At 66.7% G+C, this 13,818-nt stretch carries 12 protein-coding genes and 1 pseudogene; 9 read left to right on the forward strand and 4 right to left on the reverse strand.

Translation table 11 applies throughout. The annotated features are described in order from the left end of the window. Nucleotides 1-608 (reverse strand): annotated as a pseudogene (locus ABKW26_RS14570) (ISL3 family transposase); the annotation flags it as partial. A gap of 141 nt (nucleotides 609-749) precedes the next feature. Here ABKW26_RS14570 and ABKW26_RS14575 point away from each other — a divergent pair. Continuing rightward, entirely contained in the window at nucleotides 750-1,793 is a 1,044-nt protein-coding gene (locus ABKW26_RS14575) for a hypothetical protein (protein WP_348594503.1), read from the forward strand. A gap of 465 nt (nucleotides 1,794-2,258) precedes the next feature. Beyond that, on the forward strand, nucleotides 2,259-2,456 hold the full coding sequence (locus ABKW26_RS14580; protein ID WP_348594504.1) for a hypothetical protein: 198 nt from the start codon (nucleotides 2,259-2,261) through the stop codon (nucleotides 2,454-2,456). A gap of 211 nt (nucleotides 2,457-2,667) precedes the next feature. Here the strand turns inward: ABKW26_RS14580 and ABKW26_RS14585 are convergent, their stop codons facing one another. After that, nucleotides 2,668-3,918: a hypothetical protein gene (locus ABKW26_RS14585; protein ID WP_348594505.1), complete on the reverse strand. Its 1,251-nt coding sequence runs from the start codon at nucleotides 3,916-3,918 to the stop codon at nucleotides 2,668-2,670. 183 nt (nucleotides 3,919-4,101) lie between these two features. Next, nucleotides 4,102-5,370 carry an N-acetylmuramoyl-L-alanine amidase gene (locus ABKW26_RS14590; RefSeq protein WP_348594506.1) on the reverse strand — a complete coding sequence of 423 codons (1,269 nt, stop codon included), beginning with the start codon at nucleotides 5,368-5,370 and terminating at the stop codon, nucleotides 4,102-4,104. A gap of 164 nt (nucleotides 5,371-5,534) precedes the next feature. Here ABKW26_RS14590 and ABKW26_RS14595 point away from each other — a divergent pair, with 164 nt between their 5' ends. From ABKW26_RS14595 to ABKW26_RS14620, 6 genes are all read left to right on the forward strand, one after another. Then, nucleotides 5,535-7,010: an L-serine ammonia-lyase gene (locus ABKW26_RS14595; RefSeq protein ID WP_348594507.1), complete on the forward strand. Its 1,476-nt coding sequence runs from the start codon at nucleotides 5,535-5,537 to the stop codon at nucleotides 7,008-7,010. Between the two features lie 164 nt (nucleotides 7,011-7,174). Continuing rightward, nucleotides 7,175-8,422: an FAD/NAD(P)-binding oxidoreductase gene (locus ABKW26_RS14600; protein WP_348594508.1), complete on the forward strand. Its 1,248-nt coding sequence runs from the start codon at nucleotides 7,175-7,177 to the stop codon at nucleotides 8,420-8,422. Nucleotides 8,423-8,427: 5 nt separating this feature from the next. Next, nucleotides 8,428-8,742: a TusE/DsrC/DsvC family sulfur relay protein gene (locus ABKW26_RS14605; RefSeq protein WP_348594509.1), complete on the forward strand. Its 315-nt coding sequence runs from the start codon at nucleotides 8,428-8,430 to the stop codon at nucleotides 8,740-8,742. 11 nt (nucleotides 8,743-8,753) lie between these two features. Further along, nucleotides 8,754-9,335, forward strand: coding sequence for a DsrE/DsrF/DrsH-like family protein (locus ABKW26_RS14610; protein WP_348594510.1), 582 nt, complete (start codon nucleotides 8,754-8,756; stop codon nucleotides 9,333-9,335). A gap of 95 nt (nucleotides 9,336-9,430) precedes the next feature. Then, a complete protein-coding gene (locus tag ABKW26_RS14615; protein ID WP_348594511.1) occupies nucleotides 9,431-10,357 on the forward strand; it encodes an RNA polymerase sigma-70 factor in 927 nt (308 codons plus the stop codon). A gap of 131 nt (nucleotides 10,358-10,488) precedes the next feature. Beyond that, on the forward strand, nucleotides 10,489-10,830 hold the full coding sequence (locus tag ABKW26_RS14620; protein WP_348594512.1) for a hypothetical protein: 342 nt from the start codon (nucleotides 10,489-10,491) through the stop codon (nucleotides 10,828-10,830). A 43-nt stretch (nucleotides 10,831-10,873) separates the two neighbouring features. On the opposite strand, the gene ABKW26_RS14625 is transcribed toward ABKW26_RS14620, so the two are convergent. Then, complete coding sequence (locus ABKW26_RS14625; RefSeq protein WP_348594513.1) at nucleotides 10,874-11,638, reverse strand: SDR family oxidoreductase; 765 nt, start codon at nucleotides 11,636-11,638, stop codon at nucleotides 10,874-10,876. Nucleotides 11,639-12,006: 368 nt separating this feature from the next. Here ABKW26_RS14625 and ABKW26_RS14630 point away from each other — a divergent pair, with 368 nt between their 5' ends. Further along, entirely contained in the window at nucleotides 12,007-13,806 is a 1,800-nt protein-coding gene (locus ABKW26_RS14630; RefSeq protein WP_348594514.1) for a fibronectin type III domain-containing protein, read from the forward strand. Nucleotides 13,807-13,818: the final 12 nt, after the last annotated feature.

Here is a 13,818-nt window from a genome sequence, read left to right on the forward strand (position 1 = left end):
ACCATGTCGAGGAGCCGTGCTGGACCTGTGCCGTCGCGGATCGGGGTCAGGTCGATGATCACGGTCACGTACTTCTCCCCGCGGCGGGTGTGGCGCCACACGTGCTCGTCGACGCCCAGGACTCTGACGCCGGCGAAGCGGTGCTCATCATCGATCAGGACCCGTCTGCCTTCGGCCAGGACGGCGTCGTTGGCGGTGTCCCACGCGACCCCGAGCCCTTCGGCAACGCGGGCAACCGTCAGGTGCTGTACGACGATCGCCTCCAGCGCCCACCGCAGCCCGCGGCGCGAGATCTTGGCTCGTGGTTCGGCCGCCTTCGTGGTGTCCTGGCGCCACACGTGCCCGCAACCGGTGCACCGGTACCGCCGGACCCTGATCAGCAGGGTCGTGGGTCGCCAGCCGAGCGGTTCGTGAGCCAGCTGCCGGGTGACAGTGTCACGAACGCTGCCCTCACAGCCGCAGCGTCGACACCACTGGTCACGTTCGACAACCCGGCACGCCAGGACCGCGCGGTCGGCGTCCAAGCGTTGGCCAGCGACCACGAGACCGAGCTCGTCGAGACGGCAGAACGTGGTCAGATCAGGGCACACGAAGGTAGCGTCAGACATGTCGAGGTTCTCTGGATGGGCAGTGTAGGAACTCCCATCATCAGGGAACCTCGACGTCTACCCCGCCGCGGACCCCACCACCGCGCCTACACCCTCGATTGGGATGAGCCCAATTAGTGAGTGTTCGGTACAGTAGGCTGCATGGAAAAGAACTTCTCGCCGCTTGACGCCGACACCAGATATAAGAACCTAGTGTATTGCTCAGAGGCGAAGCTGAAGCAGATGTTGCTCGATGCTGATGAGCGTGGTTTTGTCTTCACTCTCCCCTTTGCGATGGGCGGCGGGGGTGTGAATTCGCATCGTCGCGGCACGCGTGACCTGCTCAATTCGGCTGCGAGCCTGATCGAGCGCAACCGGATGCTCTCCTATGAGGCTTCTCCGCGGGTCGGCCATTGGCTTTTGGTCCGCGCGATTGCGTCTTGTGGCACCGCCTGGCCGTGGAACGGTGACCGCGAGGAATTCCATGAGACGGCATGGTGGGTAGGGCGCTCAGAAAGGCTGCGGATTCTCGCCTATGGGCATCGCGATCATTTGCTGGGTATGGGAAAGGTGCCAGCATCTCAGGGTGAGAATGGCAGAGCTACGTGGTGGCCGTCGGTCGTGGGCGGTTTTCAGGAACTCCTGGCTTCTGTTGCAGTTGTGGTAATTGGGGACGATCTCAACTCAAGCGTGGATTTGCGTTCTCGTGCCGATTTTGGGGAGACCTTTCGCGGCTTAGATCGATATTTCTTCGATGAGGGTGTGCGTCGAGATTCGCCACTGATCCAGGAGGGCGTCTACGAAATGCTCCTTCGAGTCGACGGGGTCGAGGATGGCGACGGCGACGAACCGCATGTTGTGTATGGGAGTCCGCTGTGGGTTGCGAAGGTGAACGACGTGGTTCCCGGGACCTATAGCGTGTCGAACGATGCTGACCAGCCGGGTATCGCCATCGTCGCCTCGTGGAACGGGCTCGAGTGGTCGGATCTGAGGATGCAGGATTACCGCGATCCCCTTATGCGGTATCAAAGGCCTCGATCTGTTCTACCTGAGTTGCCAACCGAGCCGCCTGATCTTGATGACTTGATGAGTCTTGCGATTCGTGCCGCGCCAACTGATGAACAGAATGGGCAACCGACAGCGGAGGTGGATCCATCAAAGCGAAAGTTCTTTGCTAGAATGCGGGGAAGGTGGCAGCGCAACTAGGCAGTCGTGATGGCATCAGGAGGTCTGACGCTCCCTTCTAGGCGGTTCCAGTTCGCGGGTCGCGTACCTGGTGCGTATCATGAATTTAAGGCTCCGAGCTCCCTAGAGCGGCAGAGTTGCGTCCGTGCTCGATCAGGGCGGTACGGCGCGCGGCTGGCAGAGCCGATCGGCGTGATCATCAGGGGCAGTTCGTATTGGGCCTTCGACGCGCTGTTCAAACTGCACTCGTCTGCAGTAGACCCTGGAACCGGGCGGGTGCGTCGACTCGTTCGGACCACCGCAGCCGACGCGGCGCGATCGGACTGAGCCCATCCGCCGAACACGAGTCGAACATCTACTGTCACAATACCTCGGCGATTATCGTCGAAGCGCCCGTTCCGAGGCTTGTGCCTCGGCGCTCGCTGCCACTTCGCCACCAGAGACCTCGAGATTTATAGCGTGCTGGCCAACCCTTTCGATCTCATTATGAACACGGAGAGCGTCGACATCGGTATCAGCGCCTACCTGTCGCTGCTTGCTGTCGACTGCACCCTCGTCAACGTCCGAGCCGCGACGGCGCCGCTGCCCGTGCAACGCGCGTTCTCCCTCAGCCCGGCATGCCGCTCCTTCGCTGGCTCGACCGTCGGGTCCACCGGCGAGATCCAGGAGGTGCTCGACTTTTGAGTCGAGCGCGGTATCAGCTCCGAGATCGAGACCATCAGCGGCGACCGTATCAATGCGGCGTGGGAGCGCGTCGTCACCCTCCCGAATTGGTGCCATGCGGTCGTGGTGCGCCCTTCGGTCATGGTGGGTACCAGTAGCAGAGAGAAGTCAGGAGCAGGCATTGGTCCCTCGAGTAGAAGGAGGTGTCGCACGGTTGGCGGTCGGTGACCCTTCAGGTCTCGTCGCCCGCCTTGCCGTTGCGTCGACGATTCGCTCGTTCCGTGATCTCGTCTGTGATTCTGCCCGTCACCGATCTGGCTCGCTCGAAGGACTCGCTGCCAAGGTCTCGGGCCGCGTCGACACCAACCGCTCCTGTCTTGAGGACCCTGTCCCTCACGTCCACAGCCGCATCGATCCAACGTCTCGTCTCCAGCGCCTCTCGGCTGGCCTCGATCCCGAGTTGTCCGTGGAAGTCAGTGATGCGGACGGCGACGTTATTGCTCGAAGTCACCACTGCTCGCGAGGTGTTTGGGTGGAGCAGCATCTTGGAGTTGGCTGTGCCAACGGCGGCGTCCATGCGCGCCAAGAGTTGGTCAGTCGTCGCCGTGATCCGCCGCATGCGGTTCTGTCGAGCGCCCCTCAATGCGAGGCGGTGCTGGTCCAGCTCCTCGGGGGATGCGTCCAGCACGCGGTCGAGTTCCAATACAGAGATCCCATCCTGCAGCTTGGAGCAGCGAGCCAGCACGGCGAGCCATTCCGGCACATCGGGCTCGATGTCCTTGGAGGCCTTGGCCAGGTCGCCGATCTTGGTCTTCAGCTCCATCTTGCTCGCGAGGGCGTCGAGCTGAAGCAGCGCATATGCCTGAGTTCGAGCGATCGTCACGGACGTTGCCTGCACCTTGGACCACGTGACCTCGGAGACGCGCCCCACCTGTTCCCTCGTGGTCATGGCGTCCTCGATGACGAAGTCCACTCCAATCATGTCCGCCAGGACCGCATGTTTCTGGCCTCGGAGCAGATCGTCGACCTTCGCATCGATCGTCGCCAGATAGTCGGTGATCTCATCCATGGCTTTTTGGTTCGCCATCTGCGCCATGATTCCTGCGGCGCCAGCAAGCATCGCTGGGTTGGTCAAGGTCGCTCCAGGACCTTTGGAGAACTCGACGATCCCCTTGATGCCCCGCGCGCCTTTCGCTTGCACCACACCAAGGCTGAGGCCTGACTTCGTGCTCTTCATCAGGCCGTACTTCTTGACGGCTTGTGCGGACTCCTTGGTCAACTTGACCCATCGGCCCGAGTTGGCGGCGATCTCGGAACCGGCTTGGGCCGCTGCACCCCCCGCCCGGAGCGCTGTTCCGAGCCGATGCAACCCGAGGTCCCTCGAGGGAAGCCCCTCGGAGACGAGGAAACGTTCGATCGTCGACGCATCGCCGATGATGGCAACACCGTCGCCATCACTGATCAGCTGAAGCTCGTTGTCCACGGTCAACTCCACACTCGGGCACGGGTGCTGCAAAGAGAAGGCCCTTCGCAGCCGAGGATATGGGGCCACCCCGCGCGAAGCGAACACGGCTCAGACGCGGCGCTCAACTAGGTGAATCGTGGCTGCGGCGGATGCGCCCTCACGCGACCCTTGCGATCGGCATCTGTTCGACGACGCTGACGCTCAGGGCGTCACCGCCCGAAGCACCCGCTTGATCATCTGGGCTGTGGCGAAGTCGACGTTCCACGAGTACGCAGCATGCGGCCGCACCCGCACTCCTGAGAAGTACCGATCCATGAAGGTGGCGACAGCCCGTGCGGTCGAGTCCGTGTACTCCGCAGAGGTGAGGTCTCCGGCAGGGATGTGATAGCCGATCGTGCTCAGGTCGATCTTGAGCTCCCGGTGCGCATCGGCCACGGCTGTCGCCAGCGGCGGCGTGGTGCTCGCCCGCGGCATCATCCGGCGTGCCGCGTTGGTCGCGAAGAACTGGTGGTAGATATCCGTGACCGGCGTCGTGAAGGTCGCGGCGTCGGTCGCAGGCGCCACCGCATGGCCGGCCGCCTCGAGGGCGGGCCAGTCCATCGTCCGGCCAGGGTCGGTGAGCTTGCGGCCCAGCAGGCCCGAGTCGGTGGTGCCGCAGTCGGAGTGCGCGACGACGTCGCGCACGCTGACGCCGGTGAACGTCGTCCGGAGCTGTCCCAGCAGGGTGGTGAGCGCCTGGATCTGGACCGCCGGGTACGGGCCGGTGGCGTGGACCACCTCGATGCCGACCGACACGTCGTTGAGCGAGGAGTGACCGCGCCAGCGCGATGCACCGGCGTGCAAGCTCGTGTCGGTGCGCTCGTCGGCGATCTTGACGATCGTCCCGTCCGGTGTGATCACGTAGTGGGGCGACGCCGGGCGTGAGTCCTCGAGGAAGTCCGACGGCAGCGGTGTGGTGCCCCCGGTGTGGTGCACGAGGATCATCGTGGGGTCCGCCGTGCGAGCCCGCCGGTGCGGAGTGTGCGCCCACAGCGGGCCAAGGCCGACCGTCAGGGAGTCTCCGCTCAGGGTGACGTTCGCGCTGCCTGTCACCTGCGTGATGCGGCCCGCGGCGACCGTGATCGTGGCACGTTCCTCGGTCCAGATCCTGCTCGCGCGCGAACCCGTCGCGGGCGGCTGCGCGAAGTACGGCCAGGCGGTCGGCTCCGTCGCAGCGCTGTCCGGCGTGATGACGAGCGCGTGCGTCCCGTCCGGGATCGCGGTCGTCACGTTGTGCCAGCCCGGGCCGCGCAGCGTGACGTCGAGGTTGAACACTGCGCTGACCACCGTCATCTTCGCCGCGACGTCCCTGTCGGTGTGCTGCAGACGGTTGAGAGCTCGGATGCGGAAGACCCGCCGGCTGCCCTCACCGGACGGCGCGGTCGTGACCGCCGGGCTGTTCGCCGGCTGGAGGTCCCCCGCGGGGAGCAAACACCTCTTTGAGTGCGATCCTCATCACACTCTGCTGTCAATGCTCCGACGTGTTCCCACTGTTCCGGGTCCAGGTCGCACAGCCGCTGGTGATCGCTCATCCGGGGGCGTGGTCTCCCGGCTCTGGTGTGCCAGACACGGCCCGCGGGGTTCAGTATGGGCCCATGGTTTCTTACATCTCCGTGCTCGACCTGTTCTCCGTGGGGATCGGGCCGTCCAGCTCCCATACCGTCGGGCCCATGCGTGCTGCGACGGCCTTCGTCGCGTCTCTCGCCGACGAGGGAGTTCTGTCACAGGTGGGACGAGTGACGGTCAAGCTGTGCGGGTCGCTCGGAGCCACCGGCCTCGGTCACGGTACTCCTGACGCTGTCCTGGCCGGCCTGCGCGGACACGCCCCCGAGACATGCGATCCGGCAGCGATCCCCGGTGGCGTCGCCGCTCTCGGAGACGGGTGCACCGTCGAGCTCGACGAGACCCACGCTGTCTCCGGCGGTCGAGAGATCACGATGACCAGCGACGACATCATGTTGGCTCCCCTCACCCGCATGCCCGGGCACCCCAACGGGATGCGGTTCACGGCGTTCGCCCCAGTGGACGAGCCCAGCACGCCGACCATCCTGTCCGCGAAGGACTACTACTCCGTGGGTGGCGGATTCGTCGTCGCCGCCGAAGATCTCGCTGCCGTGGATGCCTCGGGCGCCGCCCGCGGAGCCGACCCGACCCACCGCCCGCCGGTGCCCGCCGCGGACATCAGCGACGTCGTCCCCCACCCCTTCGCGAGCGCGGACGAGCTCCTCGTCCTGTGCGAGGCGACCGGCATGAGCATCGCGCAGATCGCCTGGGAGAACGAGTGCTCGCTCCGCCCCGCCGCGGACGTGATCAGTGGGCTCGACGCGATCTGGCGTGTCATGTCGGAGTGCGTCGACGCCGGGCTCGCGCGTGTGGGTGTGCTGCCTGGCTCTCTCACCGTGAAGCGACGTGCGCGGGCGCTGGGGGATCAGCTCTCCGAGCTGGAGAAGCGCGGGCAGGATACGGCCATCGAGTGGTTGCAGGCCTTCGCGATGGCCGTCAACGAGGAGAACGCCGACGGCCGTCGCGTCGTCACCGCCCCCACGAACGGAGCTGCCGGGGTGATCCCGGCGGTCGGGCGGCACCTGCTGCGCCAGCGAGCCGACCTGGCCCAGGACGAGGAGGCGCGCCGCGCCACCATGCGCACCTACCTGTTGACTGCTGGGGCGATCGGCGCGCTCTACAAGCGCAACGCGTCCATCTCCGGAGCGGAGGCCGGGTGCCAGGGTGAGGTCGGGTCCGCGTGCTCGATGGCCGCCGGTGCTCTCACCGCTGTGATGGGAGGGACCCCGCCTCAGATCGAGAATGCCGCCGAGATCGCCATGGAGCACAACCTCGGACTCACCTGCGACCCCGTCGGAGGGCTCGTGCAGGTGCCGTGCATCGAGCGCAACGCCATCGCCGCATGCACCGCAGTGTCCGCTACGCGGCTCGCGCTCCAGGGTGACGGATCGCACGTCGTCAGCCTCGACACAGTCATCGAGACCATGCGCCAGACCGGTCTTGACATGTCCACCAAGTACAAGGAAACCAGTACGGGGGGACTTGCGGTCAATGTCATCGAGTGCTGATGCGCATCACGCTCACCCAGGGCGGGTACGCCGAGCAGATCGTCGTCACCGAGAAGTTCGTCCCGAGGTCGAAGAAATACCCCCAGGGGTAGGACCTACGGCCCTGTGATCCGGGCCCGGCCGGGAAGACGCTAGAGGGGTACTGCAACGGAGCGGAGACTGCGATGAAGCGTCTGGTGATCCTGGGTACCGGCACGGCCGGCACCATGGTGGCGAACAAGCTGCGCCGGAAGCTGCGGCAGGCCGACTGGCGCATCACCGTCGTCGATCGCGACGCCGTCCACCTCTACCAGCCTGGGCTGTTGATGCTGCCCTTCGGCGTCTACGAGCCGAAGGACCTCATCAAGCCCCGGGATAGGTACCTGCCGTCTGGCGTCGACCTGGTCCTCGGCGAGATCGACCGCATCGAGCCCGAGCTCAGCCGTGTGCTCCTGGCGGACGGTCGGGCCCTGGACTACGACCAGCTGGTCATCGCCACCGGTACCTCCCCGCGCCCCGAGGAGACGCCGGGCATGGCGGAGGGGGAGTGGCGGCGCAGCATCTTCGACTTCTTCACGCTCGACGGCGCCGTCGCCCTGCGCGACAAGCTCGCGACGTGGGAGGGCGGGCGCCTCGCCGTCCACGTCACCGAGATGCCCATCAAGTGTCCCGTCGCGCCGCTGGAGTTCACGTTCCTCGCCGACGCCTTCTTCGAGGAGAAGAAGATGCGGGACAAGGTCGAGATCGTCTACGTCACCCCGCTCGAGGGGGCGTTCACCAAGCCCGTCGCCTCCGCACACCTGGGGTCGATGTTCGAGGAGCGGAACATCCTCATCGAACCGGACTTCGCCGTCGAGCACATCGACCCGGACACCAAGACGCTCGTCTCGATGGACGAGCGCGAAGTGCCCTTCGACCTGCTCGTCACCGTCCCGCTGAACATGGGCGCGGACTACGTGGCACGTTCCGGCCTGGGCGACGAGCTCAACTACGTCCCCGTCGACCGTGGCACCCTGCTCTCGCGGGCACACGAGAACATCTTCGCCATCGGCGACGCCAACGACATCCCCGCCTCCAAGGCCGGTTCGGTCGCGCACTTCGAGGCCGACGGCCTCGTGCACAACTTCCTCAACCACATCCACGGCCGCCCGATGACCGACCTGTTCGACGGGCACGCGAACTGCTTCATCGAGTCCGGGCACGGCAAAGGCCTGCTCATCGACTTCAATTACGACACCGAGCCGCTGCCCGGCGTCTACCCCTACTCGAGGTTCGGACCGCTGAGCCTGCTCAAGGAGACCCGCGCCAACCACTGGGGGAAGCTCGCCTTCCGCCACGTGTACTGGAACGTGCTCCTGCGCGGCCTGCCCATGCCCGTCCCATCCCACATGTCCATGGCCGGCAAGGAGACCGCCGGCGCGAGCGGAAAGTGACGACCATGCCCGTCATCGAGATCAACGCCAAGCCGGTCCACGTCAATGACGAAGGCTTCCTCACCGAGTACGACGAGTGGGACGAAGACATCGCCCGCGTGCTCGCCCAGCAGATCGGCATCGAGATGACCGACGCCCACTGGAAGGTCATCCGCTTCCTGCGGGAGGACTTCACAACGCAGGGCGTGACGGCCACCACGCGGCGGGTCAACACCGTCGGTGGCATCCCCGTCAAGGAGCAGTTCGCGCTGTTCCCCAAGAAGCCGGGCCGGAAGATGTCCTACATCGCCGGCCTCCCCAAGCCGCACGGCTGCGTCTGAGAGGCACCGACATGACCACCGACACGAGCCCCGCACCCTTCCCCGTCCCCAGCTTCGACGACGAGGACTCAGACCGGAAGCTCGCCATCATCTGCTCCAAGGGCACCCTCGACATGGCATACCCGGGGCTCATCCTCGCCAATGCCGCCCTGGGTGAGGGGGTGGAGACGCACATGTTCTTCACCTTCTGGGGCTTCGACATGATCATGAAGTCCCGCATGAACGACCTGGCGTTCTCGCCTGTCGCCAACACCGCCATGCACCTACCGCTCAAGGACGTGCCGCGGCCCGGCGTGCTCGGCAGGGTCAACCTGCCCGAGGAGGTCCGCATGCCGCAGGCGCTGGCACCCATGCCCGGCGTCTCGACCATGGCGACGAAAATGATGAAGAAGCAGCTCGCCGCGATGGACGTCCCCGAGGTGCCCGAGTTCCTCGACCAGATCGCCGCGGCCGGCGGCCACCTGTGGGCGTGCCGGCTCTCAGCCGACATGTACGACCTCGACGAGTCCGACTTCCGGGACGACATCGAAGGTGTCATCTCCGCCGCCGACTTCATCGAGAAGACGGCAGGCGCCCAGCTCCTCTTCATCTAGGTGCGGCGCCCGTGTCACAGATGCGGTTGCTGCGCGGTCATAGTTCACTGAGGCCAGTTGCCCCGGCTGTGAGCAGACCAGGAGAGACCACCCAGATGCATCTCGAGACAGGCAGTCCGGCTCAGTCGCACCCCGCCGCCAACGGTGCGGGGCTGGACGACGCGGTCGCCGTCTTCGCCGAGGTGCGCGGGCGCCTGTTCGGGATCGCCTACCGCATGCTCGGCACCGCCTCGGAAGCCGACGACATCGTCCAGGACACGTGGCTGCGCTGGCAGACCTGCGATCGCAGCGCGGTGCGCGACCCCGCAGCCTTCCTCGCCACGGTGACCACCCGGCTGTCGATCAACGTGCTGCAGTCCGCGCACCGCCGCCGCGAGACCTACATCGGTCCGTGGCTGCCCGAGCCGGTCAACACGGCCGATGACCCGTCCCTCGGCGCCGAGCGAGGCGAAGCTCTCGGTTTCGCGATGCTCCTCCTGATGGAGAAGCTCAGCCCGACCGAGCGCGCGGCATACATCCTGCGCGAGGCGTTCGACTACCCCTACCAGCAGATCGCCCGCATCGTGCAGCTCAAGGAACCCGCCACCCGGCAGCTCCTCAGCCGCGCCCGCAAGAAGCTCGCCACCGAGCGGAAGGCGCAGGTGGTGCCGACCGAGCAGCGACGGCTGCTGGCCGCCTTCTTGCAGGCCGCCCAGGACGGCGACATCTCTGCCCTCGAGGATCTTCTCGCCTCCGACGTCGTGAGCTACTCCGACGGCAACGGGGTGAAGCAGGCCGCACGCATCCCCGTGATCGGTCGCAGCCGCGTCGCGACGTTCGTCGCCGCGTTCTCCGGTCACTTCTGGGCAGGCAAGACCGTGTCCTGGGTCGAGCTGAACGGTCAGCACGCCGTGACGCTGACGGAAGACGACGGTACGGTGACGACCGCGCTCAGCATGACGGTCGGTGATGCCGGGATCCACCAGGTGCTCTGGATGATGAACCCGGACAAGCTGCACCGCGTCTCGTCTGCCCGCGCGTGACCGGGGAGCTCGGCCCAGAATCCGCTGACGACGTCCTGGGTGCGCGGACCGGCCCCTCGACGTGGTCCGAACGCCGGCAGATCCGACTCCGCGGGGTCCATGACGTCCCGGGGACATCCCATCGTGACGTCGTGCTCGATCTTCTCTCCGGTTGCACGCGGCGGGACGAGACCGAGGTCCGGGCGACCCTGCACCCCGACATCACCGTCATCATCGACAGCGGCGGAAGGGTGGGCGTCTCCCCGTCGTCCGTCCGCGGGGTGGAGCAGGCCGCTCGCCTGATCGTCCGGGTGCTCTCACAGGTGCCGGCCACGACCGCCAGCGAACAGTCGGTCAATGGCGCGTCCGGCCTCGTCCTCAGGCATGGCGGACGCGTGCTGGGTGTGCTGAGCGCGAGCATCCAGGCCGGCCGGATCCTGGACATCTGGCTGGTCCTCAACCCGGACAAGCTCCGTCACTGGAACGCGGTCTGATCCGGACGGCCCGCCGGCCAGACCATCGGCGTCTCGGCGCCCGCTACCTGGTCGGAGCGGGGGCTGCGGAGGCCAGCCACTCGTCGAAGGTGGTGCCGAAGATGACGGCGTCCGCCCCCGGGAGCAGCATCCGCCTACCCAGCTTCTGGCCGAAGTACGTGGCCTCAGGGTCGCTGACCACGGTGCGGGGGTCGCCTGCAGCGGCCAGACCGGACCGGACGAGGTCGTCGAGGCCGAGCTCGACGGGCCCGGCGACCTCGATGGTGCCGTTCAGCGGCTCGCCGGCCGTGGTCCGGGCCACGGCTGTCGCTACGTCGTCGGCCGCGATGGGCTGGATCAGCGCGGGGGAGAGACGCACCTCGTCGCCCGCCGTCGCGGTGTCCGCGATGCTCTTGACGAACTCGAAGAACTGGGTGGCGTGCACGATCGAATAGGGAATCCCGCTGGCCTTGATGAGCTTCTCCTGGGCGACCTTGGCGCGCTGGTACCCGCTGTCGACCATGAGCTCGGCACCCACGACGGAGAGGGCCACGTAGTGGCCGACCCCGGCTGCCTGGGCGGCGGCGATGATGGTGGTGGTAGCGGTGGTGAAGAAGGCCATCACGTCGTCATCCGCGAACGAGGGCGAGTTCGACACGTCGAGCACGGTGTCGGCACCGGTGAGAACCTCGGCGAGGCCTTCACCGGTGAGGGTGTTCACCCCGGAGTTGGGTGACGCGGGGATGGCGTCGTGGCCGTGCTCGGTGAGCTTGGCGACGACCTTGGAGCCGATGAGGCCGGTACCTCCGATGACGACGATCTTCGACATGAGCGAACCTTCCGTCCAGGCGGCGCGGGGTGTTCCGCAGCCGGCACACAGTGAAGACCGGACGGGGCGCTCAGGTGTGACTGAGCTTCAGGCCGAGACCGAATCTCGACCCGGTATGGGATGAAAACCCATCAGAACCATGCACAGGAATTCCGCCCCGTGACCACCTGGTGCTTACCGAGCTGGTGCAAGTCGACCGCTGTGGAGAGCCGGTCGACGGCCGGGCTGTAGGCTCCCGACAGGCGCATCGATCTCGGTGTCCTCCAGCATCGGAGATACGCGTGCCATCTGTCCCTTTTTCGCCCCAGCTGCATCGTCGACACCGAGATGCGCGGCATCTCGCTGCGGTGGTCGCTGCGGTTTCTCTGATGGCTGCCGGCCTGCTCTTCCCGACGACAGCCCAGGCTGCGCCCAGCGGCACGCTCGACCAGGCCCACACGAGTAGTTCCTACGTCAGCTCCTTCGGGGCGGGCACCTGGGCCCAGACCTTCCGAGCCGGGCTGAGCGGCGGCGTCTCCGGCATCGACCTCTACTCCATGGAAGGGGTGGCGGGAAGCGTCACCGTGGACGTCGTGGCACTGGACGCCAACGGCGCCCCGAGCGAGACCATCATCGGCTCCGGGACGGGGACGGCGACGGGTTCCGGGTGGTTCTCTGTGCCGATCGTCTCGACGCAGCCGGTTGTCGCTGGAACCGACTACGGCTTCGTCTACTCGACAAGCACCGCAAGGCTCGCCTTCAGCGGCCCTGACGCGGACTACTACGCGCGCGGAGCCTCCTATTACGGCACCCAGCGCTATGCCAACTATGACTTCTTCTTCCGAACGTACGTGTCGCCGTTCGTGGCTCGGGCCGGTGCGCCCACCTCGGTGGCGGTCGTCTCGGGTGACGGTTCGGCTGTCGTGTCATGGGTGGCGCCCGCCGACGGCGGTGGTGCCCCGGTCGACGGATACGAGATCGCGTATCGCACCGGTACCGGTGCGTGGACGACAACCGCGGTGGGCCTGGCGTCGCCGGCGACCATCACCGGCCTGACGAACGGGAGCACGTACGAGCTTCGTGTCTCGGCCGTGAGCGCGGCCGGGACGGGGACCGCCAGCGCCACGGTCGCTGCCACGCCGTTCGCTCTCGATCCGACGGTTCTCGCCGGATCGACCGACCTCGCCGGTGCGACGGTGGCCGCGGGTGACCCGGTGCATGTCTCCGCCACCGGTCTTCCGCCCCAGTCGACCGTCACTGTCGAGCTCAGCTCGGCGTCGACAACGCTCTCGTCGTCCACGATCGGCAGCGACGGAATCCTCGACGAGACCGTGACCATTCCCGTCGGGACGGCTGCCGGATCTCACAACCTGACGCTGACGGTCTCCGGACCCGGCCTCGACCCGGCGACCGCCTCGTACGCATTCGCCGTCGCGGGTCTGGCCGGTGCGCCCACCTCGGTGTCGGTCGTCTCGGGTGACGGTTCGGCCGTCGTGTCATGGGTGGCGCCCGCCGATGACGGTGGTGCCCCGGTCGACGGATACGAGATCGCCTATCGCACCGGTTCCGGCGCGTGGACGACACCGGCTGCGGCCCCAGCGTCGCCGGCGACCATCACCGGCCTGACGAACGGGAGCACGTACGAGCTTCGTGTCTCGGCCGTGACCGCGGCCGGGACGGGGACCGCCAGCGCCACGGTCGCTGCCACGCCGTTCGCGTTCGACCCGACGGCTCTCACCGGATCGACCCCTCTCACGGGTGCGACGGTGAGCGCGGGTGACACGGTCGATCTCTACGCCACCGGTCTTCCGCCGCAGGCGACTGTCACTGTCGAGCTCGGCTCGGCGTCGACAACGCTCTCGTCGTTCACGATCGGCAGCGACGGCATCCTCGACGGGACGGTGACCATCCCCGTCGGGACGGCTGCTGGATCCCACGACCTGACGCTGACGGTCTCCGGAGCCGGCCTCGACCCGGCGGTCATCTCGTATGCGTTCACCGTCGCAGCGGCACCAGTCGCACCGGTCGCACCGGTCGCACCAGTTGCACCGGTTGCACCGGTCGCACCAGTCGCGTCGCTTGCTGTCACTGGTGCTGTGCTGCCGCCGGCAGTCCCGGCTGCCGGGATTCTCCTGCTCGTCCTGGGAACGGCTCTGGTGGCGGCTGCGCGGACGCGACGTCGGGCATGATCCACACCAGGT

It is taken from the genome of Sanguibacter sp. 25GB23B1 (assembly GCF_040012415.1).
Classification (GTDB): Bacteria; Actinomycetota; Actinomycetes; order Actinomycetales; family Cellulomonadaceae; genus Sanguibacter.

Excerpts from the sequence above, each read along its gene's own strand:
- ABKW26_RS14575 (WP_348594503.1), top strand. The coding sequence starts at position 750 with ATGGAAAAGAACTTCTCGCCGCTTGACGCCGACACCAGATATAAGAAC.
- ABKW26_RS14580 (WP_348594504.1), top strand. The coding sequence starts at position 2,259 with ATGAACACGGAGAGCGTCGACATCGGTATCAGCGCCTACCTGTCGCTG.
- ABKW26_RS14595 (WP_348594507.1), top strand. The coding sequence starts at position 5,535 with ATGGTTTCTTACATCTCCGTGCTCGACCTGTTCTCCGTGGGGATCGGG.
- ABKW26_RS14600 (WP_348594508.1), top strand. The coding sequence starts at position 7,175 with ATGAAGCGTCTGGTGATCCTGGGTACCGGCACGGCCGGCACCATGGTG.
- ABKW26_RS14605 (WP_348594509.1), top strand. The coding sequence starts at position 8,428 with ATGCCCGTCATCGAGATCAACGCCAAGCCGGTCCACGTCAATGACGAA.
- ABKW26_RS14610 (WP_348594510.1), top strand. The coding sequence starts at position 8,754 with ATGACCACCGACACGAGCCCCGCACCCTTCCCCGTCCCCAGCTTCGAC.
- ABKW26_RS14615 (WP_348594511.1), top strand. The coding sequence starts at position 9,431 with ATGCATCTCGAGACAGGCAGTCCGGCTCAGTCGCACCCCGCCGCCAAC.
- ABKW26_RS14625 (WP_348594513.1), bottom strand. The coding sequence starts at position 11,638 with ATGTCGAAGATCGTCGTCATCGGAGGTACCGGCCTCATCGGCTCCAAG.
- ABKW26_RS14630 (WP_348594514.1), top strand. The coding sequence starts at position 12,007 with ATGGCTGCCGGCCTGCTCTTCCCGACGACAGCCCAGGCTGCGCCCAGC.